The organism is Caenimonas sp. SL110 (assembly GCF_001044395.1).
Classification (GTDB): Bacteria; Pseudomonadota; Gammaproteobacteria; order Burkholderiales; family Burkholderiaceae_C; genus Ramlibacter.
Genome location: NZ_JANU01000042.1, coordinates 122,780 through 146,492, shown reverse-complemented (window position 1 = coordinate 146,492; position 23,713 = coordinate 122,780). Strand labels below are relative to the sequence as shown.

24 protein-coding genes and 1 tRNA gene are annotated in these 23,713 nt (G+C 64.1%); 14 read left to right on the top strand and 11 right to left on the bottom strand.

What is annotated here, in order from left to right; genetic code table 11:
* Positions 1-26: 26 nt before the first annotated feature.
* The 6 genes from AQ12_RS18745 (at position 27) to AQ12_RS18720 (ending at position 6,932) form a co-directional block, all read left to right on the top strand.
* The gene (locus AQ12_RS18745; protein ID WP_048441471.1) at positions 27-1,094 is read left to right on the top strand and encodes a LacI family DNA-binding transcriptional regulator; all 1,068 of its coding nucleotides are present in this window, start codon (positions 27-29) and stop codon (positions 1,092-1,094) included.
* A 127-nt stretch (positions 1,095-1,221) separates the two neighbouring features.
* Positions 1,222-2,604, top strand: a complete 1,383-nt coding sequence (locus AQ12_RS18740) for an ABC transporter substrate-binding protein (protein WP_053076799.1) — start codon at positions 1,222-1,224, stop codon at positions 2,602-2,604.
* Between the two features lie 2 nt (positions 2,605-2,606).
* On the top strand, positions 2,607-3,527 hold the full coding sequence (locus AQ12_RS18735; protein WP_048441470.1) for a carbohydrate ABC transporter permease: 921 nt from the start codon (positions 2,607-2,609) through the stop codon (positions 3,525-3,527).
* A complete protein-coding gene (locus AQ12_RS18730; RefSeq protein WP_048441469.1) occupies positions 3,524-4,381 on the top strand; it encodes a carbohydrate ABC transporter permease in 858 nt (285 codons plus the stop codon). The genes AQ12_RS18735 and AQ12_RS18730 overlap by 4 nt, the downstream gene beginning before the upstream one ends.
* Positions 4,382-4,390: 9 nt before the next feature.
* Positions 4,391-5,476, top strand: a complete 1,086-nt coding sequence (locus AQ12_RS18725; RefSeq protein WP_048441468.1) for an ABC transporter ATP-binding protein — start codon at positions 4,391-4,393, stop codon at positions 5,474-5,476.
* A 4-nt stretch (positions 5,477-5,480) separates the two neighbouring features.
* Positions 5,481-6,932, top strand: coding sequence for an NAD-dependent succinate-semialdehyde dehydrogenase (locus AQ12_RS18720; RefSeq protein WP_048441512.1), 1,452 nt, complete (start codon positions 5,481-5,483; stop codon positions 6,930-6,932).
* Positions 6,933-6,976: 44 nt separating this feature from the next.
* Here AQ12_RS18720 and AQ12_RS18715 read toward each other — a convergent pair.
* Both AQ12_RS18715 and AQ12_RS22260 read right to left on the bottom strand, forming a co-directional pair.
* Positions 6,977-7,053 (bottom strand) — tRNA-Met (locus AQ12_RS18715).
* Positions 7,054-7,134: 81 nt separating this feature from the next.
* A complete protein-coding gene (locus AQ12_RS22260; protein WP_053076798.1) occupies positions 7,135-8,673 on the bottom strand; it encodes a VWA domain-containing protein in 1,539 nt (512 codons plus the stop codon).
* Between the two features lie 136 nt (positions 8,674-8,809).
* Between AQ12_RS22260 and AQ12_RS18705 the strand changes: the two genes are divergently transcribed.
* Together AQ12_RS18705 and AQ12_RS22255 are read left to right on the top strand one after the other, a co-directional pair.
* Complete coding sequence (locus AQ12_RS18705; protein WP_048441467.1) at positions 8,810-9,451, top strand: sigma-70 family RNA polymerase sigma factor; 642 nt, start codon at positions 8,810-8,812, stop codon at positions 9,449-9,451.
* The gene (locus AQ12_RS22255) at positions 9,448-10,428 is read left to right on the top strand and encodes a hypothetical protein (protein ID WP_053076797.1); all 981 of its coding nucleotides are present in this window, start codon (positions 9,448-9,450) and stop codon (positions 10,426-10,428) included. Before AQ12_RS18705 ends, AQ12_RS22255 begins: the two co-directional genes overlap by 4 nt.
* 17 nt (positions 10,429-10,445) lie before the next feature.
* Here the strand turns inward: AQ12_RS22255 and AQ12_RS18695 are convergent, their stop codons facing one another.
* Positions 10,446-11,225: an enoyl-CoA hydratase gene (locus tag AQ12_RS18695; protein ID WP_048441466.1), complete on the bottom strand. Its 780-nt coding sequence runs from the start codon at positions 11,223-11,225 to the stop codon at positions 10,446-10,448.
* A 101-nt stretch (positions 11,226-11,326) separates the two neighbouring features.
* On the opposite strand from AQ12_RS18695, the gene AQ12_RS18690 reads away from it, so the two are divergent.
* Genes AQ12_RS18690 through paaK form a run of 3 tightly spaced genes read left to right on the top strand, consistent with a single transcriptional unit; the run spans position 11,327 to position 13,853 of the window.
* Entirely contained in the window at positions 11,327-12,130 is an 804-nt protein-coding gene (locus AQ12_RS18690; RefSeq protein WP_048441465.1) for an enoyl-CoA hydratase-related protein, read from the top strand.
* On the top strand, positions 12,130-12,561 hold the full coding sequence (gene paaI, locus AQ12_RS18685) for a hydroxyphenylacetyl-CoA thioesterase PaaI (RefSeq protein WP_048441464.1): 432 nt from the start codon (positions 12,130-12,132) through the stop codon (positions 12,559-12,561). The genes AQ12_RS18690 and paaI overlap by 1 nt, the downstream gene beginning before the upstream one ends.
* Positions 12,558-13,853, top strand: coding sequence for a phenylacetate--CoA ligase PaaK (gene paaK, locus AQ12_RS18680; RefSeq protein WP_048441463.1), 1,296 nt, complete (start codon positions 12,558-12,560; stop codon positions 13,851-13,853). The genes paaI and paaK overlap by 4 nt, the downstream gene beginning before the upstream one ends.
* 127 nt (positions 13,854-13,980) lie before the next feature.
* On the opposite strand, the gene AQ12_RS23485 is transcribed toward paaK, so the two are convergent.
* Genes AQ12_RS23485 through AQ12_RS18660 form a run of 4 tightly spaced genes read right to left on the bottom strand, consistent with a single transcriptional unit; the run spans position 13,981 to position 18,716 of the window.
* The gene (locus AQ12_RS23485) at positions 13,981-15,090 is read right to left on the bottom strand and encodes a DUF3108 domain-containing protein (protein ID WP_048441462.1); all 1,110 of its coding nucleotides are present in this window, start codon (positions 15,088-15,090) and stop codon (positions 13,981-13,983) included.
* Positions 15,069-16,853, bottom strand: coding sequence for a M61 family metallopeptidase (locus AQ12_RS18670; protein ID WP_048441509.1), 1,785 nt, complete (start codon positions 16,851-16,853; stop codon positions 15,069-15,071). Before AQ12_RS18670 ends, AQ12_RS23485 begins: the two co-directional genes overlap by 22 nt.
* A gap of 2 nt (positions 16,854-16,855) precedes the next feature.
* Complete coding sequence (locus AQ12_RS18665; RefSeq protein ID WP_048441461.1) at positions 16,856-17,575, bottom strand: DsbC family protein; 720 nt, start codon at positions 17,573-17,575, stop codon at positions 16,856-16,858.
* A 37-nt stretch (positions 17,576-17,612) separates the two neighbouring features.
* Complete coding sequence (locus AQ12_RS18660) at positions 17,613-18,716, bottom strand: FAD-dependent monooxygenase (RefSeq protein WP_048441508.1); 1,104 nt, start codon at positions 18,714-18,716, stop codon at positions 17,613-17,615.
* A gap of 69 nt (positions 18,717-18,785) precedes the next feature.
* Between AQ12_RS18660 and AQ12_RS18655 the strand changes: the two genes are divergently transcribed.
* From AQ12_RS18655 to AQ12_RS18645, 3 genes are read left to right on the top strand one after another with little or no spacing between them, the layout of a single operon-like run.
* A complete protein-coding gene (locus tag AQ12_RS18655; RefSeq protein ID WP_048441460.1) occupies positions 18,786-19,649 on the top strand; it encodes an MOSC domain-containing protein in 864 nt (287 codons plus the stop codon).
* A 44-nt stretch (positions 19,650-19,693) separates the two neighbouring features.
* Entirely contained in the window at positions 19,694-20,788 is a 1,095-nt protein-coding gene (ychF, locus tag AQ12_RS18650) for a redox-regulated ATPase YchF (RefSeq protein WP_048441459.1), read from the top strand.
* A 13-nt stretch (positions 20,789-20,801) separates the two neighbouring features.
* Positions 20,802-21,146 carry a copper-binding protein gene (locus AQ12_RS18645; protein WP_053076796.1) on the top strand — a complete coding sequence of 115 codons (345 nt, stop codon included), beginning with the start codon at positions 20,802-20,804 and terminating at the stop codon, positions 21,144-21,146.
* A 26-nt stretch (positions 21,147-21,172) separates the two neighbouring features.
* Here the strand turns inward: AQ12_RS18645 and AQ12_RS18640 are convergent, their stop codons facing one another.
* From AQ12_RS18640 to AQ12_RS18625, 4 genes are all read right to left on the bottom strand, one after another.
* Entirely contained in the window at positions 21,173-22,726 is a 1,554-nt protein-coding gene (locus AQ12_RS18640; protein ID WP_048441458.1) for a cryptochrome/photolyase family protein, read from the bottom strand.
* Between the two features lie 2 nt (positions 22,727-22,728).
* A complete protein-coding gene (locus AQ12_RS18635; RefSeq protein ID WP_048441457.1) occupies positions 22,729-22,914 on the bottom strand; it encodes a DUF2256 domain-containing protein in 186 nt (61 codons plus the stop codon).
* Positions 22,915-22,923: 9 nt separating this feature from the next.
* Positions 22,924-23,145, bottom strand: a complete 222-nt coding sequence (locus tag AQ12_RS18630; RefSeq protein WP_048441456.1) for a hypothetical protein — start codon at positions 23,143-23,145, stop codon at positions 22,924-22,926.
* Positions 23,146-23,233: 88 nt separating this feature from the next.
* Entirely contained in the window at positions 23,234-23,713 is a 480-nt protein-coding gene (locus AQ12_RS18625; RefSeq protein WP_048441455.1) for a YqaA family protein, read from the bottom strand.

The window sequence follows — 23,713 nt, the reverse complement described above, 5'->3', positions numbered from 1 at the left end:
TGGAAGTAGTGCGCTATCATTAATTCATGGACAAACCACGCAGGCGCGCGAAGCGCGACGGAGTGCAGAGCGTTCGCATCGAGGAGGTGGCGCGGGAGGCGGGCGTGGCGCCGATGACCGTGTCGCGCGCCATCAACAAACCCGAGACCGTGTCCGAGAAGACGCGCAAGGCGGTGATGGAGGCGATCGCAAAGGTCGGCTATATCCCCAATCATGTGGCGGGCGGGTTGGCCTCGCGCAGGTCCCGCACTGTCGGGTTGGTCATTCCGCACATCAGGAATTCCACCTTCGCGGACCGGGTGCAAGGCATGACGGATGTGCTGCATCGCGCCGGCTACAACCTGCTGCTGGGCCTGAGCGGCTACTCGGAAGAGGCTGAATTCGAGCAGGTGACAGCGTTCCTGGGTCAGCGGGTCGCCGGCTTGTCCCTGACCGGAACGAGCCATGCGGCTCAGACGCGCGCGTTGCTGATGCGCGCGGGCATTCCCGTGGTCGAGACATCCACTTTGGTGGGGCCGTTCATCGATATGGCGGTGGGTTACTCCAATGAGCAGGCTGCACGCGCCATGGCCGAATACCTCGTATCGTGTGGATACCGCAAGGTGGCGATGATCAATGCCCAGCAGCGCCACGACCGCACCCTGGCCCGGGAGCGCGGCTTTCTGGATGGCATGCGGGCTTCGGGCGTCGCGGTAGGCCCCGAGGCGGTATTCAGGTCCGAGACCAGCCTGGCGCTGGGCGCCAAGGCATTTGTGGATGTGATCTCCACCGTGCCCGACGTCGAGGCCATCTTCTGCGCCAACGACGTGCTCGCCGTTGGCGGCATGCTGGAGGCGCGGCGGCGCGGAATCCGTGTGCCGGAGGACATCGGCTTCGCCGGCTTCGATGACATCGAACTGGCGCAGGAGTTCACCCCCGCGCTGACGACGATCCGGCTTAAGCGTTACGAGGTTGGGTCGGTGTCCGCTTCGATGCTGCTCGATCGGATCCAGGGTGGCTCGCCCGAGACGCCGGTGGTGGATCTCGGCTATGAGATCGTGCCGCGTTCCTCTACCCGGCGCCCGACGGGCAAGGACCCGCTGGGCGCGAACTGAGAGTCTGGCGACCGGCCGATGACGTGATGGAAGTTAGGGAAAACCTAGGTGTCGCAGCAAAAATGCTAGCGTTACCATTCGGTGGCGTTCTGCACCTGGTTCACTGCTCAGTAGAAAGGAATCCACCATGACTCGCACAGATCGGTTTCAACTTCCGCATGTCGCCGTCCCCCAGGAGGCTGTGACGGGTCGGCGCGCCATTCTCAAGGCCGGGGCAGGAGTTGCCGGCGCAGCCCTGATGGGCTACGCCCCCGCAGTGCTGGGGCAGGCCAAGCGCTTTAGCGGCGTGACGTTGAACGTCGCTTGCTGGAACGCCAAGTACCCGGTATTGCTGGCGGACTACCTGCCGGAGTTCACGGCGCTCACCGGCGCCAAGGTCAATTACGAAACACCGGGCCTGCAGATCTACAACCAGCGGGCTGACCTGGAACTCTCGACCAAGGGCGCCGGGTTCGACGTCCTGAACATCACCTTCGTGTTTACCAACCGATGGATTGGCAACGGCTGGCTCACGCCGCTGGACCCGTACATCGCCGATCGCAACAAGACCCCCGACGGCTGGGACTTTGCGGACTTCCTGCCGGGCGCTGTCTCTCCCCTGCGCGATGCCAAAGGCGGCGCGTACGGCGTGCCGTGGGTCACGGATTCGGGCATGACGATCGCCACGCGTTTCGACCTGCTCAAGGCGCAGGGGCTGGCCATGCCGGACACCTTCGACGACCTGGAGAAGATGGCTGGGCTTGTGCACCGCAAAGACGGTGTGGACGGCTTCCTGACCGACAACCATTGGGGCTTCTGGTATCCGCCGCTGCTGCAAGGCATGGGCGGCGATATCTTCCGCAATGCCCCCAACGACCTGATGCCGACCCTCAACTCCCCGGAAGCGATTGCGGCGGCCGAACAGCTCTCTCGCATCGTTTCAAAGTTTGGACCGGCGGGTGCGGCCGGGATGGCCTTCGGTCAGTCGCAGGAGTTGCTCAAGTCAGGCAAGGCCAACATGTCCACGGTCACGCATGTGGCCGGTATGGAGATGGCCGGGCCAGGGTCCAGGGTTGCCAGCACGCTGCGCTTTGCCCTGTGCCCGCGCGGGCCCAAGGGGCGCTTCCCGGGGATCGCCTCGCATGGCTGGGGCATACCCGAGGGTTCCCGCAACAAGGATGCCGCCTGGGAGTTCATCCGCTGGGCCACGTCGAAAGAACTGCTGTCGCGCATGGTGACCGAAAAGCAGCTGGGCTCGGTGACCCGTCGATCCATCTACGACTCGCCCGATTACCGCAAGCTCATTACCGTCAATGGCCAGGACACTGGACAACTCGTCCTCGACACGATCAAACTGAGCGACCAGGGACACATGAAGTACCGCACGGTGCCTGTGTATCCGCAGGTCAATGTGCAGCTGAACCAGGCCATAGGCCGGATCGTCTCCGGCCAGATGAGTGCGAAGGAATCCATGAACATGGCGCAGACCTCGGTTCTGGCTGACTTCCGCCGGGCAGGCGTCAAGGTTTGAACATGGCCGCCGTGATGCCAGGACAGGGGTGGGCGGAGCGACGCCGCGGGCAGCTGCTGCTGGGCCTGGGGCCCGCACTGCTCGTGCTGGCTGCGCTGACCGTGGTGCCGGGCATCTACCTGGCGCTCACGGCCCTGACCCCGCTGAACCTCGCCAATCCGGCCACCGCGTGGAACTTCGAGGATCCGCTCGGAAACTTCCGCAGCATGCTGGAAGACCCGAGCTTTCTTCATTCGGTGAAGGTGCAGGCTCACCTGTCGGCGGCATCGGTCGTTCTGCAGCTGCTGATCGGCCTGGCGGTCGCGTTGCTCCTGCATACCTCCACACGCATTCGGGATGTGGCGCGTTCGCTCCTGCTGATCCCGATGGTGCTGCCGCCCATCGTCGTCGGCATTGTCTGGCTCGCGCTTTTCACGGTGGATATCAGCCCGATCCACAGGGGGCTGGCATGGCTGGGGATGCCGGTCGGGCCGTTGTTGACGAATCCGGCCAGCGCATTGTGGGCGGTGGTGCTGGCGGGAACGTGGCAGAACTTTCCGTTCGCCATGCTGATGTCGCTCGCCGCGCTTCAGATGGTGCCCGCGAGCCCGCTGGAGGCCGCTCGCATCGATGGTGCGAGCGCGTGGCAGGTCTTCTGGCATGTGCGCCTGCCCTTCATTGCGCCCACGCTGGTCGTCGCGGGTCTGTTCATGCTGATCGATAGCGTCAAGGCGTTCCCGCTGATATTCATCATGACCGATGGCGGGCCGGGCAACGTGACCGAGGTGACCAACTACTACGTCTACAGGCAGGCGTTCAGCTTTTCCCTCTGGGGCTACGCCAGCTCAATCGCCATCACCCTTGTGGCTGCGGTATTCCTGCTGAGCTACGCCATCGACAGGCTGACTTCGCGCCTGGACAAAACCCAGGACTCACTCTCATGACGACGCGGGCCGATTCATCATTGCCGCGACCCGGCAGGCCGCTGCGCAAGCTGCACGCGCGCCGCGTCGGAGACGCGTTCACTGTCGTGCTGACGCTCGCGGTACTGTTCCCGTTCTTCTGGCTGATCCAGGTCTCATTCAGGCCCAACGAAGACATCTTCGGCAGCGGCATCCTCTTTAGCCCTACGCTGGAGCACTACCGTGCGCTGTGGAAGGGCAACTTTCCCGGCTCTTTCATCAACAGCATCGTCTCCAGTGTCTCGGCGACCGTGCTGGCGATGCTGATCGGGGTGCCTGCAGCCTATGCGCTTTCGCGTGCGCAGTTTCGTGCAAGCCGCGGCATCCGGATGTGGATATTGGTCACGCGAATGGCGCCACCTGTTGCGTTCACCATTCCGCTGTTCATCGCGTTCAAGTTCATGCAGCTGCACGACACCCGCCTGGGCCTGGTCATCGTTTACCTCACGTTCAGCCTGGCCCTGGTGATCTGGATGATGAAGCCGTTCTTCGATGCGGTGCCAACGGCCCTGGAAGAAGCTGCAGCAATCGATGGCTGCAGTACCTGGCGGGCATTTTTCTCCATCACCTTGCCGCTGACGGCCCCCGGCCTGGCCGCGACGGCCGTGATCTGTTTCATCCAGGCCTGGAACGACTTTTTCTTTGCCTTGATCCTGACCCGCACCCAGGCTTCGACCGCACCGGTCGCCATCGTCGGCTTCATCCAGTACGCCGGCTGGGAATGGGGGCGCATGGCGGCAGCGGGCACATTGGTGATGGCTCCCGTGGTCATCTTTGCAATTCTGGTTCGTCGCTACCTGGTCCACGGCCTGGCGGCGGGAAGCATCAAAGGGTAGTGAACATTCATGTCAACTGTTCGACTTGAGAAGGTCTGCAAAGCGTTCGGCGACGTACCCGTCGTGAGAGATGTCAGTCTTGACTTGCCCACGGGCAGCCTCACGGTGTTCCTGGGCCCCTCCGGTTGCGGCAAGACCACCACCTTGCGCATGCTCGCCGGCCTGGAGTCGGTATCGAGCGGCCGCATCTACATTGGCGACAACGATGTCACCGACCTCGACCCGCGAGATCGCAACATCGCCATGGTGTTCCAGAACTACGCGCTGTATCCGCACAAGACGGTTGCCGAGAACATGGCCTTTGGCCTGCGCGTGCGCAAGGTCGATCCGGCGGAGATCGAGCGCAGGATACGCACGGCGTCGCAGCTGCTGGGCCTGTCGCAGCTGCTTGAGCGCCGGCCACGCCAGCTGTCCGGAGGACAAATGCAGCGCGTCGCATTGGGCCGTGCGCTGGTTCGCGATGCTGAAGTTTTCCTGCTCGACGAGCCGCTCTCCAACCTCGATGCCAAGCTTCGCGTCCAGATGCGCGAAGAGATCTACAAGCTGCAGCGGCGCCTGGGCAAGAGCATGGTTTATGTCACGCACGACCAGGTCGAGGCGATGACGCTGGCCGACCAGATCGCCATCATGCGCGACGGTCAGGTCCAGCAGGTCGCATCGCCGCTGGAGATTTTTGACAAGCCGGTCAATCTCTATGTCGCCACCTTCATCGGGACACCCGAGATGAACATCCTCACGATGCGGCGCGAGGGCAACCGTTTGCTCGCTCCTGGGCTGAGTGTGCAGCCGGGCGGACCCCTGCCGGCTGTCAAGGACGGTGTGCCGGTCAAGGTCGGCATCAGGCCGGATCACGTGCAGCTGGCAGTAAATGAAAGCGACGCGTCCGCCTGGTTGACTGTCGATGTTTGCGAGCAACTGGGAACCACGACATTGTTGTCTGGCCAACTGGGCGAGCAGCGTTTTCGGGCGTTGCTGCCGCGCACGCAGGCCAGGGTGGGTGATCGCTTGCCGATCCATTTGTTGAGCGAGCATTTTCATTTCTTCGATGCCGAAACAGGACTGCGCCTGGACGACCACCGACCAACCGGACCCTGAACGAATGAGCTCAACTCCTCAACCTGACCCATCATCGCTGTGTCTCTATATCGATGGAGAATTCCTGAATGCCCAGGGACGCGAGACAGTTGAGCTGAGGGATCCCGGAACAGGACAGGTCATCGGTGCATTGCCGCTGGCGACCAGGGACGACCTGGATCGCGCACTGCGTGCGGCTGACCGTGCGTTCAGGAGCTGGCGACACAGCTCGCCGATGGATCGGTCGCGCATCCTTCGCACGGTAGGCACGCTCAGCCGGGAGCGGGCACCTGAAATTGGCGCTTGCATCACGCGCGAGATGGGCAAGCCGCTGGCCGAAGCCATCGCCGAGGTCACCAACTGCGCAGACCACAGCGACTGGCACGCAGAGGAGGCCCGTCGCATTTATGGGCGCGTCATCCCGGCTCGGCTGCCCAACGTGCGGCAGATGGTGCTGCACGAACCCATTGGTGTTTGCGCCGCGTTCACGCCGTGGAACTTCCCGTTCAACCAGGCCATTCGCAAGATCTCCGCTGCAGTGGCGGCTGGATGCACGATCGTGATCAAGGGCTCCGAAGAGGCGCCCAGCGCGGTGCTGGCCATCGCCCGACTGTTCCACGAGGCGGGCTTGCCGCATGGCGTGCTCAACGTGGTGTTCGGAAAGCCGGCCGAAGTGTCGCGGCACCTCATCGAATCTGCGCTGACCCGCAAGGTTTCGTTCACGGGCTCGGTCCCGGTTGGCAAGCAGCTGGCGGCGCTGGCGGGCATGCACATGAAGCGGGTCACGATGGAGCTGGGCGGTCATGCGCCAGTCATCGTCGCCGGCGACGCCGATGTGGAGCGCGCAGCCGACCTGCTGGCCGCGTGGAAATTTCGCAATGCTGGACAGGTCTGCGTTTCGCCGACGCGGTTCTTCCTGCACGAGTCAATTCAAGACCGGTTTCTTGCGCGCTTCGTCGAGCGCACGCGAACCATTCGCGTGGGCCACGGACTGGAAAGCAATTCCACGATGGGACCGCTCGCGCACTCCCGCAGGACGCAGGCGATCGAGGAACTGGTTGGCGATGCGGTCGCTCAGGGCGCCAGCGTCGAGCATGGAGGCGCGCGACTGCACGCTGGAAGCAACTACTTTGCCCCGACGGTGCTCAGTGGTGTTCCGGACGGCGCGAACGTGATGAACAGTGAGCCGTTCGGCCCGGTGGCGGCGTGCACGACGTTCCGTGAAATCGATGAGGTGGTGCAGCGCTCGAACGCGCTGCCGTACGGTCTGGCGGCGTACGCATTCACGACCTCCACGCGCACTGCGCTGGCGTTGCAAAACGGGATCGAAGCAGGGATGGTCAGCCTCAATCACATCGGGATCGGGATGGCCGAAACGCCGTTCGGCGGCGTCAAAGATAGCGGGTTCGGCAGCGAAGGCGGGGCCGAGACATTGCAGAGCTACCTGACGACAAAATTCGTGACGCAGATGGACTGAAAAAAACCCGCACCAGCTGGCGCTGATGCGGGTTTGGTGGATTCTGGTGGCGCTTCACGGATTCGAACCGCGGACCTGTGGATTATGATTCCATCGCTCTAACCGACTGAGCTAAAGCGCCATTTCAGGCGCTTTTTTGTAAGCGCCATCTCAGGCGCTTTTTTGAAAAAGCGCCGAGCCGCAGATTATAGCCAATGCCGGGCTATCGGTGCGCCAGCTTCCCCAGCTCCTGCGAAACCAGCCGCACGATCAGCCGGTCCAGCGTGTCCACCGAGTAATTCTTCACATCGTGCACCGTTTCGCGGCCCGGCCCGCTCGATGGATTGCGCGCCTGGTCGTAGGTCAGGAAAACGAATTGTCCACCGGTGTACTGCGCGATCTGCCGCTGGATGAACTCCCCCTGTTTGTCCAGTCCGCTCGCGCCGACGCTGTGGACCTTGATGCCCTTGCCGAGCGCGGCCATCATCGCCTCGTCGTACTGGGGCCCGCCATAGTCCAGGTGCGGGGGCGCATCGGCCAGCAGGATCACCATGCGCGTTGCGCCTTCACCGCGCCAGCTGATGTTGTGCACCGTCTCGTGAAAGGCCTCGTTCATCGCCTCCGGGTAGTCGCCGCCGCCGCCCGCTTGCAGGGGAATCAGTGCGCCTTGCAGGAATCCGCCCAGGTCGTCGGTGAGGTCGTGCGTTCGCGTGAGAAACGCATCACCGCGATCGCGGTAGGCGACCAGCCCGAAGCACAGGTCGGGGTCGCTTGGCAGCCTGGAAACCTCGGCGGAAATGCTGCGCAGCGTCGTCTTGAGTTTGTCGATCTCGTCGGCCATGGAGCCGGTGGCGTCGATCATGAACACCAGGTCCAGCCGCGCGCGGGCCTGCGCAGGACGCGCATCGAGCGTCACTTCAACGCTGCTTTTCTGGCCGCGCGCAAGGCGGCCCCATGCCTGCCGCCCCTCCTTGCGAACCGCCGCTTCGTAACTCGCTGCCTGCGATGGATCGAACGCATTGGGGTGAATCCATGCGCGCCCGGCGGCGTCGGTACGCGCCCACATCGCATGACCGCTCGCGCTTTGCACCGCGACTTCCGCGTCGGGTATGCCTGTCCCGCGCACATCCTTGACTTCGAGCAGGTAGCGCTCACGAATGTCGCGCGGCCGGTGCTGCACGCGGGTGCGGTTTCGAAACGCGAGGTAGGCGGTGAAGTCGGCGTTGTCATCGACCATGCCAGCGGTCACCGGACCGCCGGAAGGCGGCCTTTGCATCTGCGGCGCAGGTTGTGCAGGCGCGGGCCACGGCCTGGATTGCGGCGGCGCCGGGGGCGCGAACGAATCTGCGGATCGGCTGGATCCGGCGGCCACGCCTGCGCTGGACTCGGCCCGCACCGATGGCGCAGCAGGGGCTGCTTCGCCGGGCGCGGCCTTCGCCATGCGATCGCGCAGCGGCTCTGTTCGCCCTGCTGCGACCTGTTCATCCGCGCGCCGGCCCGGCACCTCCTTCGTCTGCACGGGCCGCGAGCAATGCGCCCCGGAAGGCGCCTGGAAGTTGGGCACGGTGCGCACAACCGGGTACACCGGGTACTGTGGGTAGTGTTGGTATTGCTGGGCGTGCGATGGTCCGACTTGTGGCTTCGGCTCGGGCCAGGTGCTCACGGGTGACAGCGGCGGTGAGTGGGCCGTTGCACTGCAGGCACTGAGCAGCAACTGGACAGCAAGCACCGTGGCAATCGGTCGTGCGAGGCGGTGTTTCATGAAGGCTCCTTGGGTTGGCGATGAAGCTCTTACGGCGCTGGATGCGGCATGGGGTTAATCGCGCGCAAATTTAATTTCGGCCGCCTCAACCCCCTGCGCACGCATGGCCCGTATCAGCTGGTGTGAGAATCACTTCATGCCCCGCGCCCATCGCGACTTGCGCGACACCTCTGTCCAGCCCCTCACTTCCGATGAGCAACTGATGCTGGCCTACGCACAAGGCGACGCCGCTGCGTTCGACATGCTCTATGCGCGCAATGAATCGGCGTTGTTCCGGTTCGTGCGGCGTGTGCTGGGCGCGTCGCTCGCGTCCCAGGCCGACGAGGTGTTCCAGGACACGTGGATGCGTATCGTTTCGGCGCGCGACACGTTCCAGCCGCAGGGCGCGAAGTGGCGCACCTGGGCCTTCACCATCGCGCATAACGCGGCGATGGACCGGCTGCGCGTGAGTGGTCGCGAGATCGTTGTGCAGGGTGATGAAGAGGGTGACGATCCGCTCGACTGGATCGCCGGCAAGCTGGACATGACGCATCCGTCGAGCGAGGACACGGCATTCTGGCGTGCTGCGGGCCAGCAGCTTTTGCACTGCCTCGATGAATTGCCCGATGCGCAGCGCGCTGCGTTCCTCTTGCATCATGAAGACGGTGCAAGCGTGGAGGACCTGGCTCAGCGCCTGGGGCTTCAATTCGAAACCGCCAAGAGTCGCCTGCGCTATGCGCTGCAGAAGTTGCGCGGCTGCATGCAGCAGTACCTGCAGGTCATGGAGCCGGCGCGATGACCGATCTGCGAGACGCACGATTGCACCAGGCGCTGGAGGCTGCGCCCGACGACGGACTGCGCCCCGCAGAAGTCACGCGTGCCAAGGTGCGCGACTTTGCACATCGCGCAGTGGCATCGCGGCCGGCGCCTGTCGCAGTGCAGTGGTGGCGAAAGCTGTGGCCTGCGACGGGCGATCGCCGCATGCCGTGGAATGCCGTCCTGGCCACCATCGCGCTTGCAACGCTGGTCACACTCTTGTGGCGCGATGAAGAGATTCCCGGCGCGAAGACGGATGCGGACCGGCCTGCGACGGTTGCGCCAACCCCGCAACCAGCGCCAGCGTCCAGTTCGCCAACCGTGCCCGCTGCCGCCTCGGCGCAGCCGCCGACTACTGAATCTCGCAAGGCGCAAGCGCCCCGCGAGCGCGCAGACAATGCGGATGCCGTGCGCGACAAGCCGTCCGATGCGCTGTCGAAGTCATCGCCCGCACCTTCGCTTGTACCGGCCCCCGCACCCGCGCCAGCCGAAGCATCACGGCCGGCGGCGCCGGAACGAGCCGAGGCGAGTGAGTCGCGCGCGGCTGGCACCGCCGCGCCACAGGCTGCACCGCCGCCGCCTGCCGCGCGCGCAGCCGCGCCATCTACAGCGCTCCGGCAGGACTTGCGCGCCGCGCCGCCCACGCTTCCCGCGGGTTGGACGCAGCTTCGTGTCGTCAGTGGAGGTCGGGTCGTAGAGGTCTCGCGCGAACAGGGCGCGAGGCTTGCTGCGCTGATGGAGGCAGCGGCCCGCTCCATCGCGGCGACCGGCGTCATCGATGCACAAGCCATCCGCATCGAAGTGCGCGAGGGCGACGAGTTGCGCGTCATCGTCGATGTCGCCGGACCTTCAATCCGATGGGCGCCGCGATCCCCTCCAGGATCGACCGTTGCCGGACAACCGCAACCCGAAGCAATGCGCGCGCTGCAGGAAGAGGTTGACCGCCTGCTGGTGCGCTGACGACCTGATGAATCCGGTTATTGGTGCTTGAACTGCGCCTTGCGCTTGTTCACGAAGGCATCCATGCCTTCCTTCTGGTCGGTGGTTGCAAAGAGGGCGTGGAAGATGCGGCGCTCGAACATCACGCCGTCGGACAGGCCTGATTCAAAAGAGCGGTTGATGGATTCCTTGGCGGCCATCACGGCGATCTGCGAGTAGTCGCAGATCATCAGCGCCGCGCCCAGCGCTTCTTCCATCAGCTTGTCCAGCGGCACGACGCGGCTCACAAGCCCGCCGCGCTCGGCTTCATCGGCATTCATCATGCGGCCGGTCAGCGCGAGGTCCATCGCCTTGGCCTTGCCGACAGCGCGCGGCAGGCGCTGCGTGCCGCCAGCACCAGGGATGATGCCGAGCTTGATCTCGGGCTGGCCGAAGCGCGCGTTGTCGGCGGCGATGATGAAGTCGCACATCATGGCCAGCTCGCATCCGCCACCGAGCGCAAATCCGCTGACAGCGGCAATCACCGGCTTGCGGATCGAACGGATCGTCTCCCAGTTGCGGGTGATGTAGTCGCCCTTGTAGACATCTGCGAACGAATAGGTCGCCATGGCGCCGATGTCCGCACCGGCAGCAAAAGCCTTCTCGCTGCCCGTGACGATCATGCAGCCGATGGCTTCGTCGGCATCGAATGCCTTGAGCGCTGCGCCCATCTCGTCCATCAACTGGTTGTTCAACGCGTTCATCTGCTTGGGCCGGTTCAGCGTGACGATGCCCACCTTGCCCGCTTCGGTGCGCACTTCGATCATTTCGTATGCCATGACTCAACTCCTCGGATTGGATCGCACGACTATATCGCCAGTGAAAACGTTAACCGACCACGCGGTCGGCCAATGTTAGAGTGCCTCCCAAGGAGACCTGCATGTCCGAATCGTCCGTCCTTTTTTCGACGCGTGGCGCTGTCGCGCTCATCACGCTGAACCGCCCCCAGGCACTCAACAGTTTCACGCGGCAGATGCACCAGGAGCTGTGGGCTGCCTTTGAAAAGATCCAGGCCGATGAGTCGATCCGGGCGCTGGTCATCACCGGTGCAGGGCGCGGGTTTTGCGCGGGCGCCGATCTTGCCGAGTTCGATTTCGCGGAAGGCCCGAATCTCGTCGAGCGGGCCAACCCCGGCCCGGTCATCGACCAGGCCTTCAATCCGACCGTTCGCAAATTGCAGGCGCTGCGCGTGCCCACCATTGCTGCGGTCAATGGCGTGGCGGCCGGTGCAGGTGCATCGCTGGCGATGACCTGCGATCTGGCCGTCGCTGCATCGAACGCGAGTTTCATCCAGGCATTCAGCAAGATCGGGCTCATCCCCGACGCGGGCGGCAGCTGGTTTCTCGTCAAGAAGCTCGGCCTCGCCCGCGCGATGGGCGCCGCGATGCTCGGCGACAAGCTCAGCGCCAAAGACGCGAAAGAGTGGGGAATGATCTGGGACGTCGCGCCCGAGGGCCAGGACTGCGTGGAGTCGGCGATGAAGCTGGCCGAACGCCTTGCAGCCATGCCGACCCAGGCCCTCGTCGCCACCCGCCAGCTGCTTGGCGCCGCGGCCAGCAACAACCTCGACCAGCAGTTGGACCTGGAGCGCGATACGCAATCGGCGCTGGGCCGCACGCACGATTACATCGAAGGCGTGACGGCCTTCCTGCAAAAACGTCCTGCGCAATTCAGGGGCAACTGATGACGCCCGAAGCCCTCGCCGCCAGGGTCGGCGAATCGATGTTCGCTGCAGACCGTGCCAGCCGCGACTTCATGCAGATGGAGCTGGTGAGTTGCGAGCCGGGCCGTGCCGTGATGCGCATGCCGGTTCGCGAATGCATGCTCAACGGCCACCTCATCTGCCACGGTGGATTCATCTTCACGCTGGCCGATTCGACCTTTGCGTTTGCGTGCAACAGCCGCAACCAGGTGACGGTTGCAGCCGGTTGCAGCATTGAATTCCTCAAGGCCGGCAAGCTCGGTGATGTGCTGACCTGCGAGGGCGTGGAGCAGATGCTCCAGGGACGGCATGGCATCTACGACATGAAGGTGACCAACCAGCGCGATGAGATCGTCGCGATGTTTCGCGGCAAGAGCGCGGCGATCACAGGGCAAGTCATTCAACAGCCATGAACCCATTCGCACTTGAACCCATTGAAACGGCCTCCATCGATGAGCTGCGCGCCTTGCAGTTCAAGCGGCTGCGCGCAACGCTCGCCCATGCTTACGCGAACTCGCCTGTCTATCGCGCCAAGTTCGATGCAGCCGGCGTTCATCCCGATGACTGCACCTCGCTGGCCGATCTCGCGAAGTTTCCGTTCACCACCAAGGACGATCTTCGAGGCGCCTATCCCTTCGGCATGTTCGCGGTGCCACGCGAGCAATGCGCGCGCATCCATGCCTCCAGCGGCACCACCGGCAAGCCGACGGTGGTTGGCTACACCCAGGGCGACATCGACACATGGGCACACGTCATGGCGCGCAGCATTCGCGCATCGGGGGCGATGCGCGGCGACATGGTGCATGTGAGCTATGGCTACGGGCTTTTTACCGGCGGACTGGGCGCGCATTACGGTGCGGAAAAACTCGGCCTCACGGTCGTGCCTTTCGGTGGCGGGCAAACCGAACGGCAGGTGCAACTGATCCACGATTTCCGCCCCGACATCATCATGGTGACACCCAGCTACATGCTCGCGATCGCCGATGAATTCGAGCGGCAGGGGCTGGATCCCAACAAGTCGAGCCTGCGTCTGGGCATCTTCGGCGCGGAGCCCTGGACCAACGACATGCGCACCAACATCGAAGCGCGCATGGGCATGGATGCGGTCGATATCTATGGCCTGTCGGAAGTGATGGGGCCGGGCGTGGCCAATGAATGCATCGAGACCAAGGACGGCCCCACGATCTGGGAAGATCATTTCTATCCGGAGATCATCGACCCCGAAACCGGCGAGCTGATGCCCGACGGGCAATTCGGTGAGCTGGTTTTCACCAGCCTCACCAAGGAAGCGCTTCCCATCATTCGTTACCGCACGCGCGACCTCACGCGCCTGCTACCCGGTACAGCGCGCACGATGCGGCGCATGGAAAAGATCACCGGTCGCAGCGACGACATGATGATCGTGCGCGGCGTGAATGTGTTCCCCACGCAGATCGAAGAGTTGATCCTCAAGTGCGCCGAGCTTGCGCCACACTACCAGTGCATTCTCACGCGCGAAGGGCCGATGGATTCATTGACGGTGGCCGTGGAGACGCGGCAGGATTTGTCGCATGAGTCGTCCGAGGCGCAAGCCGCTGCGCAGAGGCTTGCGCACGAAATCAAGACGTACATCGGCACCAGTGCAGTGATCGAGCTGCGCGCGACCGGAGGTGTTGAGCGCAGCCTGGGCAAGGCCAAGCGGGTGGTGGATCAGCGCAAGTTGTAGATCGGTGAGGCGGTTGTCGCTTCGCGGTGGATGCCGGATCGAGTCCGGCATGACAAGGGTAGGGCTGTCATTGCGGGCTCGACCCGCAATCCATGCAGCGCCTGATGCAACCACTCTTGCTGCCATCTCACCGCTGCTCGATCTGCTCCACCACCAGGTCGACAAAATTCTCCTCCCCCTGATTCACCCGAATCCGCACCGGCAGAAACCGCAGCGCCGGTGCAAACCAGATTTCCGGCGTGATGTTGCCGCGCGGGTTGGCAATCGGCCGGGGCTTGAGGTGCCAGGTCTCCAGGCGTCCGAGTTTCGTCTCCAGAAACTCCGGTCCGGTGATGTCGTAGGTCCACAGGTCCACGGCGCCCGGCCTTGCGAGATACACGCTGATCTGCCCCGCAGCCGCGAGGGCAACCTGCCCGGTTGCGAACCGGTGGCTCAACTCGATGAACTGGCTGGCTGTGTCCTGCACGTTGGCCGGCTTGGGCACACTGCGGCCGTCGTTCAGGGTCACGGCCGATTCGCCGACCCGCACCGTGCGCGTGCGATTGATCTGCACTTCCTCGTAAACACGCGGCGAGAGTCCTTCAGCGAGCACCTCGCCCTGGCTCGTCATCACCCAGCCAGGTAGCAGGTTTGGATCGATCGCGACTCGCACCTGGTACTGCGCGCCCTCGCGTTGCCATTGCACCTGGGCCTTGCCATGCAGCGGTCCGCGAAAGATGCCGCTCAGCCGGTAAGTCAGCCGCGTGTCCGCAGGCCAGTCGTTCAGGTAGGCGGGCGCTGCGACCGCGTCCATGCCAATGACGGGCGGGATCGCGTTGGCCTGCGCCTGCGCGGCTTCTGGAGGGACCGCAGGTTCAGCGGGCGCCGGGGCGGGCTCGGGTGGCGCAGGTGTCGCTGCCACGGGGATATCGGGCGGCGCCGGCTCGGACGCAACGGGCACAGGTGCGACGGCTGAAGGCACCGTGGTGATCGACGGCCGGCGTGGTGTGGCCTTGCGCGCTGGCGGCGGCGGTGCCTGCGCCACGACGACCGGCGGCGCTTCGGGCGTGAGCATGCGCGTGAACATCGGCGTGGTCATCGACCGCAGTTCGGATGCGTCGGTGATGGTGTGCCACATGAGCTCGACGACCAGCAGATGCGCCAGCAGAACGAACAGCGCCAGGGCCAGCAAGCGCACGCCCCTGCCCTTGGGAGAGCGCGCCTCGCGGCGGGTCCTCAGGTCTGCGGAGCCAGCCATGGCTGGACCAATGCGGCATCGCGCACGACCAGCCGCCAGGTGATGGAAGAAGCCGGCAGGTTCAACTCCAGCCGCATGAGGCGGCGGTCACGCGAGACGAGCACCTGCATCTTCTTGTGATGGCCCGCATAGAGCAGCAGGTCGTCGAGCTTGCCCATGCGCCATCCGTGGCCCGCCACCTCGACGCCGATCCATTCGTCGCCCGCTGCGATGCCCGCCTGCTCCGCTGCGCCGCCGCGCAGCACCGTCTTGACCTGGATGCCGGAGTTTTCTGTCACCCGAACGCCCAGGCGCTGCTGCAGTTGCGAAGGGTCCTGCACAACGTTGACGCCAAAGGGCTTGAGCAGCTCTTCCAGCGGCAGCTCTTTGGTGCCGTGAACCCAGGCCGCGATCTCGCGCGTGAACGCCCGGCCGCCCAGTTCCTTGAGCACGGCTGCAAAGTCCGCCTCTGTCATCGGCCCGGCCTTGCAGCGCTGCCACAGCGCGCGCATCACGTCATCGAGCGTGGTGCGTCCCTCGGCACGCAGCGTGAGGTCAAAGCACAGGGCCACCAGCGAACCCTTGGTGTAGTAGCTCACCGTGGCATTGGGTGTGTTCTCGTCCTGGCGGTAGTACTTCACCCAGGCATCGAAGCTCGCCTGCGCCACCGCCTGCACTTCGCGGCCGGGCGTCTGCATGACCTGGTTGATGGTCTTGTTGAGCAGCTTGAAATACACCGTGTCGTCGATGACGCCTGCGCGGCGCAGCAGCACGTCGTCGTAGTAGCTGGTGAAGCCTTCAAAAAACCACAGCAGCTGCGTGTAGTTCTCACGCGCGTAGTCGTAGTTGGTGAACTCGGCAGGCCGCAGGTGCTTGACGTTCCAGGTGTGGAAATACTCGTGGCTGACCAGGCCCAGCAGCGTGACGTAGCCATCGGTCTTGCGCGATTCGCCCACGCGCGGAAGGTCGCGGCGCGATGCAATCAAGGCTGTCGAATTGCGATGCTCCAGGCCGCCATAGCCGTCGTCCACGCAATTGAGCATGAACAGGTAGCTCTTGTGCGGCGTGCGCTTGCCGGTGCGGCTCGCCGGGCCTTTGGATGCGTGCCAGAAGCGGATCTCGGCTTCGCAGATCTTCTGCACGTCAGCCGTGAATCGGGCGCCATCGAACGACTCGGCCGCACCTGCGACGACAACGCGGTGCGGCACGCCACCCGCCTTGAAGTCCGCGCTCCAGAATGCGCCCATTTCAACCGGGCAATCCACCAGCTCGTCGTAGTCGCTTGCGACATAGGTGCCAAAGCCGCGCTTGCCGACCTTGTACGCGGGCAGACCGGTGGCGGCCTCCCAGTTGGGCTTGCTCGCGACCGGGAGCAACTCGACCGAGTGCGGCGATGTCTCCTGTCCATGCACTTTCAGGCACAGGCTGGTGCCGTTGAAGAACCCGCGGTTGGCGTCGAGCCAAGCCGTGCGCACCGAATTGTCGAAGGCGTAAACCTCGTACGTCAGCACGAGAGGGCTGCTGGGCACGCATTCGACTTGCCAGGTCGCCTTGTCGAGTTGCTGCAGGTTGACGGCCTTGCTGCCCTGGCGAGCGGCAAGCCGCTGCAGGTTCTTTGCAAACTCGCGCAGCAGGTAGCTGCCGGGAATCCACGCGGGCAGCGACACCGTTTGCTGCGCGGCGGGTTGTTCGACAGTGAGGGTCACGCGCCACAGATGCGCGTTCAGGTCGGCGGCTTCGACCTGGTAGTGAACGCCTGCGGTGCCTGCTGTGCGTGCGGTCAGGCTCACTTCGCCTCGGCCAGCAGCTTTTCCAGGTCGGCTGCGGTGATGGCGCCGGGCACGCGTGTGCCGTTTGCCATGATCAATGTGGGCGTGCCGGAGATCTTGTACTTCTTGCCGAATTCGACGTTGCGGGTCACTGCGGCGCTGTCGCAGGTCGCGCGTGGAGCAGCCTTGTCGCGCACCATCCAGTCGAGCCATGCGGCGCCCTTGTCGGCGGCGCACCAGATGTTGCGCGACTTGTCGGTGGAGTCAGGCCCCAGGATCGGATAGAGGAACATGTGCACGGTCACGTTATCGACCTTGAGCAGGTCGCGTTCAAAGCGCTTGCAGTAGCCGCAGTTGGGGTCTTCGAAAATCGCGATCTTGCGCTTGCCGTTGCCGCGCACGATGGTGAATGCGTCTTTCAGCGGCAGCTGGTTGAAGTCGATTGCGAGCAGCTTTTCCTGGCGCGCTTCGGTCAGGTTCTTCTGGCCCTTGGTGTCGATCAGCATGCCGTGGATGAGGTAGTTGCCATCGGCGTCGCTGTAGAACAGGTCGGTGCCGACACGGATTTCGTAAAGCCCCGGCATCGGCGCCTTGGTCACATCGTCAATCTTGCCCAGGCGCGGCAGGCGCTCTTGCAGCGTCTTGCGAATTTGCGCTTCATCGGCCTGCGCGCCCGCCGTGGAAATCAGGCCCGCGGCCATCAGCAGACAGGCCGCCACATTCTTGATCAGGTTCATCGAAATTCCAGTCACTCTGTCGTTCAATCCGGTTGTTCTAAAGGCGCCCCATGGCTTGCCGTGCGACCCAGTCCTTGATCGGGCCGCTGCGGTTGAAGGCCGTCATGCCCCAGTTGCGCAAGCTCGCCCACGGTTCCGCCTGCTGCGCGAACAGTTGCTGCAGGCCGTCGGTCGCCGCGCCCATCGCCATCACGTCGGCCTTGCGCGAACGCTCATAGCGCCTGAGCAAGGCCAGGTCGCCGACGCCTCGCCAGTACTCACGCTCGTGCACAGCCTGTGCCAGCTCTCGCGCATCGGCCAATCCCAGGTTCAGCCCCTGGCCGGCCAGCGGATGCACGGTATGCGCCGCATCTCCGGCCAGCACCCAGCCCTGTCCGCACCAGCGGTCGGCCGTGGCCAGTTGCAGCGGCCATGCGGCGCGTTCGCTGGTCAGGGTGAGCTTGCCCAATTCGTGGTGGCTGGCTGCTTCGAGCTGCGTCTCGAATGCCGCAGCATCGAGTTCGAGCAACCCGGACGCCCTGTCGCCATGGACTGACCACACAAGCGCCACCGAGTTCCCGGCCATGGGCAGGAAAGCGAGGATTTCGCCATCGTCGAACCACTGTCGGGCGAGCGATCCGTGAGGCCGTTCGCAATTGAGCCGGGCGGCAATGGCTTTCTGGGGGTAGGGGGTGACAGCGTATTGCACACCGTAGTCGGCACGCGTTGCACTGGAGCGGCCTTCGCAAACGACAGTCAGGGTTGCGGGCTGGGGCTCATCGAGCCACTGGACGAGCGGCTGGAATTGAAGGGCCTGCGCCAGCCGGTCCTGCAGCGCGGGCACATCGACAATCCAGGCGAGCGCTGCTGCCTGCGTGGCCTCGGAGTCGAACTGGACTTCGCCGCCTTCATCGCCATGCACGCGCATGCCTGTGACCGGCGTGGCGTGCTGCAGGTCGGGCCAGGCGCGCAACTGCTCCAGCAAATCCCTGGAAGCCGCGTTGAGCGCAAAGGCGCGCACGTCGCTGTTCGCGCCGGACGCAGGGGATGAGGGGGTGGTGGTGTCGCGCACGAGCCCTACTCGCAGTCGCTCTCGCGCCAGCAGCAAAGCCAGGGTCCGGCCCACTACGCCGGCACCGCGGATACAGACATCGAGGGCCATGTGGGGATTGTAGGAGGCGGGCACAATCGCGGCACTGCACACCACCAAGCCCCCCGGTTTTCCAATCCCATGACCACCGATACGCCCGACGTCACCACGCGCATTGCGCGAATCTTTGTCTACCCCCTGAAATCCTGCGCTGGCGTGGAGTTGACGGAGTCGGTCCTGACCGAAACCGGGCTCGACCTGGACCGGGCCTGGATGGTGGTCGATGAGCAGGGCGAGTTCATGAGCCAGCGCGAGCTGCCGCGCATGGCGCTGGTGAAGGTCCAGCTCAAGCACAGCGAAGTGGTGCTGCGCGCCCCCGGCATGCTGGCGCTGCACCTGTCGATCGAGGCTGTGGAAGAGCCGACGCGTGTTCGCATCTGGGACGACGAAGTCAAGGCCTACGACATGGGCAACACGGCGGCCCAGTGGTTTACCGACTTCCTCGGGCAGAAGCTGCGGCTGGTGCGGTTCGATCCCGACGAGCGCCGCGCATCGAGCCGGCAATGGACAGGGGACGTGGAGGCACTCAACCAGTTCAGCGACGGCTACCCGATCCTGGTTGCCAGCGAAGGCTCGCTGGCCGAACTCAACCGGCGCCTGGAGGCGGCCGGTCATGGCGCGGTGGGCATCGAGCGGTTCAGGCCGAACATCGTGCTGGCGGGCCTGGAAGCGCATGACGAAGACAGGATGGACGTGATGCGGATCGGGGACGACGGCGCCATCGAGCTCAAGGGCGTGAAGCCCTGCGCGCGCTGCCCGATTCCCAATGTCGACCCGGCGACAGGCGAAGTGGCTCCTCACGTTTCGGATGCACTGCAAACCTATCGAAGCAACCCGGTCGTCCAGGGCGCGGTCTCATTCGGCATGAATCTCGTCACGCTCAAGGGCTTTGATGAGGTACTGCGGGTCGGCCAGCGCGTCACTGCCGACTGGCGCTTTGACTGAAAGCGCATGGCATACACTTTGCCCCTAGATTTGCTGGAACATTCATGAGTTTGAAGTGCGGGATTGTCGGTCTGCCCAACGTGGGCAAGTCCACCTTGTTCAATGCCTTGACCAAGGCGGGTATCGCTGCGGAAAACTACCCTTTCTGCACCATCGAGCCCAATGTGGGCATCGTCGAATTGCCTGATCCGCGGCTGACGCAGCTCGCAGCCGTCGTCAAGCCAGAACGCGTGGTTCCGGCCATTGTCGAGTTCGTCGATATTGCCGGCCTGGTGGCCGGTGCGAGCAAGGGCGAGGGCCTGGGCAACCAGTTCCTGGCGCACATCCGCGAGACGGACGCGATCGTGAACGTGGTGCGCTGCTTTGACGACGCCAACGTCATCCACGTCAACAACAAGATCGACCCCGTCGCCGATATCGAGGTCATCCAGACCGAGCTGTGCCTGGCCGACCTGGGCACCGTTGACAAGACGCTGCATCGCGCGGCCAAGAACGCGCGCTCGGGCAACGACAAGGAAGCCGAAAAGCTGGCCAAGCTGCTGCCGCGCGTGCAGGCCGGCCTGAACGAAGCGGTGCCGGTTCGTGCGATGAAATTCACCGATGAAGAAATGGCGCTGCTCAAGCCGCTGTGCCTCATCACCGCCAAGCCTGCGATGTTCGTGGGCAACGTGGACGAAACCGGATTCGAGAACAACGCCCACCTCGACCAGTTGCGCGCCTATGCGCAAAAGCAGAACGCCCCGGTGGTCGCCATCTGCGCCAAGATGGAAGCCGAAATGGCCGACATGAGCGATGAAGACAAGCAGATGTTCCTGGCCGAGATCGGGCAGGACGAGCCGGGCCTCAACCGCCTGATCCGCTCGGCGTTCAAGCTGCTCGGCCTGCAGACGTACTTCACGGCGGGCGTGAAGGAAGTTCGCGCCTGGACGATTCATATCGGCGATACCGCGCCGCAAGCGGCAGGCGTGATTCACACTGATTTCGAACGCGGATTCATCCGTGCGCAGACGATTGCCTTTGACGACTTCATCGGGTTCAAGGGCGAGCAGGGCGCCAAGGACGCAGGCAAGATGCGCAGCGAAGGCAAGGAGTACGTGGTCAAGGATGGCGACGTGCTGAACTTCCTGTTCAACGTCTAGTCGCGGGCTTGCAGTGACGGCGTTTCGCAAATGCCTGGCGCTGTTCTTTGCAATGGTCGTGCTGGTGCAGGGGCCTGCAGCTTCAGCGCAACCAGCCGAGCCGGTCTTCACGCGCGCAGTCGTCCGCTCGGTCTTCACCGAGGACGGCGGCAAGCGTCACTACATCCGCCTGAAGCTCGTGCCCAATGGCAAGCTGCCGTTTTCAACGATCACGTTTCGGGTGGTGGATCCCAAGCTGGTATCGGGTCTGAAGGACGGGGCCAGCGTGCAGTTTCGCGCCGAGCGCCGAGATGGCGAAAACACGATCACGGCCATTCGCACTGCAGCGCCGTGCGAGCGGTTCGAGCCCTGCCAGTAGTGCCCTGCAAATAGCCCGCTTGAGGTTCAAGCAACTTTTCCGCTGCGAATCTCGCCCGCACGATCCTTCACAGCCTGCCGTTCAGCCTCGGTGATTCGGGCGAGGTTTTTCACCTGCAACGCCATGCGCGGATTCGCCGCGAGCAGCGTTTCGTGGCGCATCAGCAAGTCCCAGTACAGCGTGGTGAACGGACAGGCCCGCTCGCCGGTCTTCAGGGCCGGGTCGTAGCGGCAGCCCTTGCAGTGCGGGCTCATGCGCTGGATGTACTTGCCGGTCGCCACATAGGGCTTGCTGCCCATCAGGCCGCCATCGGCGTACTGGCTCATGCCCAGCGTATTGGGCAATTCGACCCACTCCACCGCATCGACGTACACCGCGAGGTACCACTCGTGGACCTGCTTCGGTTCGACGCCGAGCATGAGCGCATAGAGGCCGGTGACCATCAGGCGCTGGATGTGGTTGGCGTAGCCGTGGGTCAGCGTCTGCGCGAGTGCATCGCGCAGGCAGGCGAAGTTCGTCTCGCCGCTCCAGTACCAGGCCGGCAGGTCGTGGTGGGCCCCCAGTGTGTTGCGCCCGGCGTAGTCCGGCATCTGCGTCCAGTAGATGCCGCGCACGTATTCGCGCCAGCCCAGGATCTGGCGGATGAAGCCCTCGACACTGGCCAGGGGTGCGCGTCCTTCCCGCAACGCGAGCTCGGCGGCTGCGACCACCTCGCGCGGATTGAGCAGCTTCAGGTTGAGCGCGCAGGAAATATGCGAGTGGTAGAGCCAGGGGTCGCCCGGCCAGATCGCATCCTGGTAGCGGCCAAAAAGAGGTAGCCGGTCGTCAATGAATGATTGAAGCGACGCAAGCGCCTGCTCGCGCGTGACAGGCCAGGCGAAGCTGTCGAGCTGGCCGGGATGGTCGGCGAATTGCGTGTTGACCAGTGCGATCACTTCGCGCGTGATCTCATCGGCCTCGAAAGAGGCACGCGCGGGCACGAAGCCCGGCCCATCGGCGCCGAATGACTCACGGTTGTCGCTGTCGTAGTTCCACTGGCCGCCGGTGGGCTGTGCAATCGCACCGCCACCTTCCATCAGCACGCCATGGCGCTTGCGCTGCTCCCGGTAGAAGTACTCCATGCGCAGGGATTTGCGGCCCTTGGCATGGGCTGCAAATTCGCGCACGGTGGTAAAGAAGTGACGGTCCTCGCGGACATCGAGCGGTAGCTGCATCGCGGCAGCAACCGCCTTGATGTCCTGCAACACGCGCCAGTCACCCGGCGCCGTCATGATCAGTTGCGTGGGTTTCAGGCGAAGGATGTCGGTCTTCAGCTGCGCACCCAGGCTGCCTGCGTTGTCTGCTTCATCAAGCCGCGTGTAGTGCAGCACCCGGCCTGCTTGGCGCAGTTGAGCCGCAAAGTGACGCATCGCCGACAGAAACAAGGCCGTGCGCTGTTTGCTGGACCACACATGCGTCGACTCCTGCGCCACCTCGGCCATCCAGACCGCGTCCAGCGCTGGATCGAAGCCATCGAAGGCAGCGGCGTCCAGGTCGAGCTGGTCGCCGAGCACCAGCACCAGCGATCGAGGCGTCTTCATCGTCAAGCCTTGCCGCGTCGGCAAGCCTCGCTGCAGTACTTCACCTCGGACCAGTTCTTCGCCCATCTGCGGCGCCAGGTCATCGGCAGGCCGCAGGTGGCGCATGGCTTGCTCGGCAGGTCGGCCTTGTTGCCGCGGTGCTGGTTGCCACGGTTGGTATCGCCACCTGAAGGCTTCGCGTTGTGCATCAGCCCATGTTACGTGTCGCCGGTCACCCTGGTTTCAGCGGGCTTTTTCTTCAACACACAGTCTCGCGCGAGCTCTTGCAGAAACGTCGGCGAATCGCCAGCTCCCTGTGCAAATTTCAGCGCGGCTTCGGGCCAGGCCTGCGAGATTTCGCACTGGGCCATGACTTCCTTGAGCGGTGTGTTGGGTGTCTTGGGTGTGTTCCGGGGCGCGGTCGCGAGGGCGTCTTTCATGGGGCATGGATCCTTGGGAAGTTAATGGGAGGTTCTCTTCCCACATATCCCGCGAATCTCGCCGCCGTTTAGCCGCGATGCCGATTAATTACCCCGGCGCCACCGGCCAGATATACAAGAGCGCCGTGGTCATGGTGATGTAACGCAGGAACTTGCCGATCAGCATGTAGAACGCGCAGGGCCAGAAGGGCAGTTTCAGCCAGCCGGCTACCGCGCACAGCGGGTCGCCCACCAGTGGCAACCATGAGAGCAGGCAGGCCTTGGGGCCGAGCCGCGCCAGCCAGTCGAGCGCCCGGGTGTGGTGTTTGGAGTGGCTGTACTTGTCCACCACCTCATGCGCGCCGTAGCCGATCCACCAGTCGAGCATTCCGCCCAGCGTATTGCCGGCGGTTGCCACGAAGATCGCGCTCCAGAACATCTCGGGGTTGAGCCGCAGCAGGCCGTAGAGCACCGGCTCGGACCCGACGGGCACCAGCGTTGCCGATATGAATGCCGCGACAAAGAGCGTGGTCAGGCCGAATCGGGGGAGCGCCAGGAGCGCGAGGATAGGGGCGAGCCAGTCTTGCAT

What these genes read in the sequence shown, in the direction of transcription:
- AQ12_RS18740 (WP_053076799.1), top strand. Translation starts at nt 1,222, where the DNA reads ATGACTCGCACAGATCGGTTTCAACTTCCGCATGTCGCCGTCCCCCAG.
- AQ12_RS18745 (WP_048441471.1), top strand. Translation starts at nt 27, where the DNA reads ATGGACAAACCACGCAGGCGCGCGAAGCGCGACGGAGTGCAGAGCGTT.
- AQ12_RS18630 (WP_048441456.1), bottom strand. Translation starts at nt 23,145, where the DNA reads ATGAAAGACGCCCTCGCGACCGCGCCCCGGAACACACCCAAGACACCC.
- AQ12_RS22255 (WP_053076797.1), top strand. Translation starts at nt 9,448, where the DNA reads ATGACCGATCTGCGAGACGCACGATTGCACCAGGCGCTGGAGGCTGCG.
- paaK (WP_048441463.1), top strand. Translation starts at nt 12,558, where the DNA reads ATGAACCCATTCGCACTTGAACCCATTGAAACGGCCTCCATCGATGAG.
- AQ12_RS18635 (WP_048441457.1), bottom strand. Translation starts at nt 22,914, where the DNA reads ATGCACAACGCGAAGCCTTCAGGTGGCGATACCAACCGTGGCAACCAG.
- AQ12_RS18720 (WP_048441512.1), top strand. Translation starts at nt 5,481, where the DNA reads ATGAGCTCAACTCCTCAACCTGACCCATCATCGCTGTGTCTCTATATC.
- AQ12_RS18725 (WP_048441468.1), top strand. Translation starts at nt 4,391, where the DNA reads ATGTCAACTGTTCGACTTGAGAAGGTCTGCAAAGCGTTCGGCGACGTA.
- AQ12_RS18640 (WP_048441458.1), bottom strand. Translation starts at nt 22,726, where the DNA reads ATGAAGACGCCTCGATCGCTGGTGCTGGTGCTCGGCGACCAGCTCGAC.
- AQ12_RS18655 (WP_048441460.1), top strand. Translation starts at nt 18,786, where the DNA reads ATGACCACCGATACGCCCGACGTCACCACGCGCATTGCGCGAATCTTT.
- AQ12_RS18625 (WP_048441455.1), bottom strand. Translation starts at nt 23,713, where the DNA reads ATGCAAGACTGGCTCGCCCCTATCCTCGCGCTCCTGGCGCTCCCCCGA.
- ychF (WP_048441459.1), top strand. Translation starts at nt 19,694, where the DNA reads ATGAGTTTGAAGTGCGGGATTGTCGGTCTGCCCAACGTGGGCAAGTCC.
- AQ12_RS18705 (WP_048441467.1), top strand. Translation starts at nt 8,810, where the DNA reads ATGCCCCGCGCCCATCGCGACTTGCGCGACACCTCTGTCCAGCCCCTC.
- AQ12_RS18695 (WP_048441466.1), bottom strand. Translation starts at nt 11,225, where the DNA reads ATGGCATACGAAATGATCGAAGTGCGCACCGAAGCGGGCAAGGTGGGC.
- paaI (WP_048441464.1), top strand. Translation starts at nt 12,130, where the DNA reads ATGACGCCCGAAGCCCTCGCCGCCAGGGTCGGCGAATCGATGTTCGCT.
- AQ12_RS18665 (WP_048441461.1), bottom strand. Translation starts at nt 17,575, where the DNA reads ATGAACCTGATCAAGAATGTGGCGGCCTGTCTGCTGATGGCCGCGGGC.
- AQ12_RS18735 (WP_048441470.1), top strand. Translation starts at nt 2,607, where the DNA reads ATGGCCGCCGTGATGCCAGGACAGGGGTGGGCGGAGCGACGCCGCGGG.
- AQ12_RS23485 (WP_048441462.1), bottom strand. Translation starts at nt 15,090, where the DNA reads ATGGCTGGCTCCGCAGACCTGAGGACCCGCCGCGAGGCGCGCTCTCCC.
- AQ12_RS18660 (WP_048441508.1), bottom strand. Translation starts at nt 18,716, where the DNA reads ATGGCCCTCGATGTCTGTATCCGCGGTGCCGGCGTAGTGGGCCGGACC.
- AQ12_RS18730 (WP_048441469.1), top strand. Translation starts at nt 3,524, where the DNA reads ATGACGACGCGGGCCGATTCATCATTGCCGCGACCCGGCAGGCCGCTG.
- AQ12_RS22260 (WP_053076798.1), bottom strand. Translation starts at nt 8,673, where the DNA reads ATGAAACACCGCCTCGCACGACCGATTGCCACGGTGCTTGCTGTCCAG.
- AQ12_RS18690 (WP_048441465.1), top strand. Translation starts at nt 11,327, where the DNA reads ATGTCCGAATCGTCCGTCCTTTTTTCGACGCGTGGCGCTGTCGCGCTC.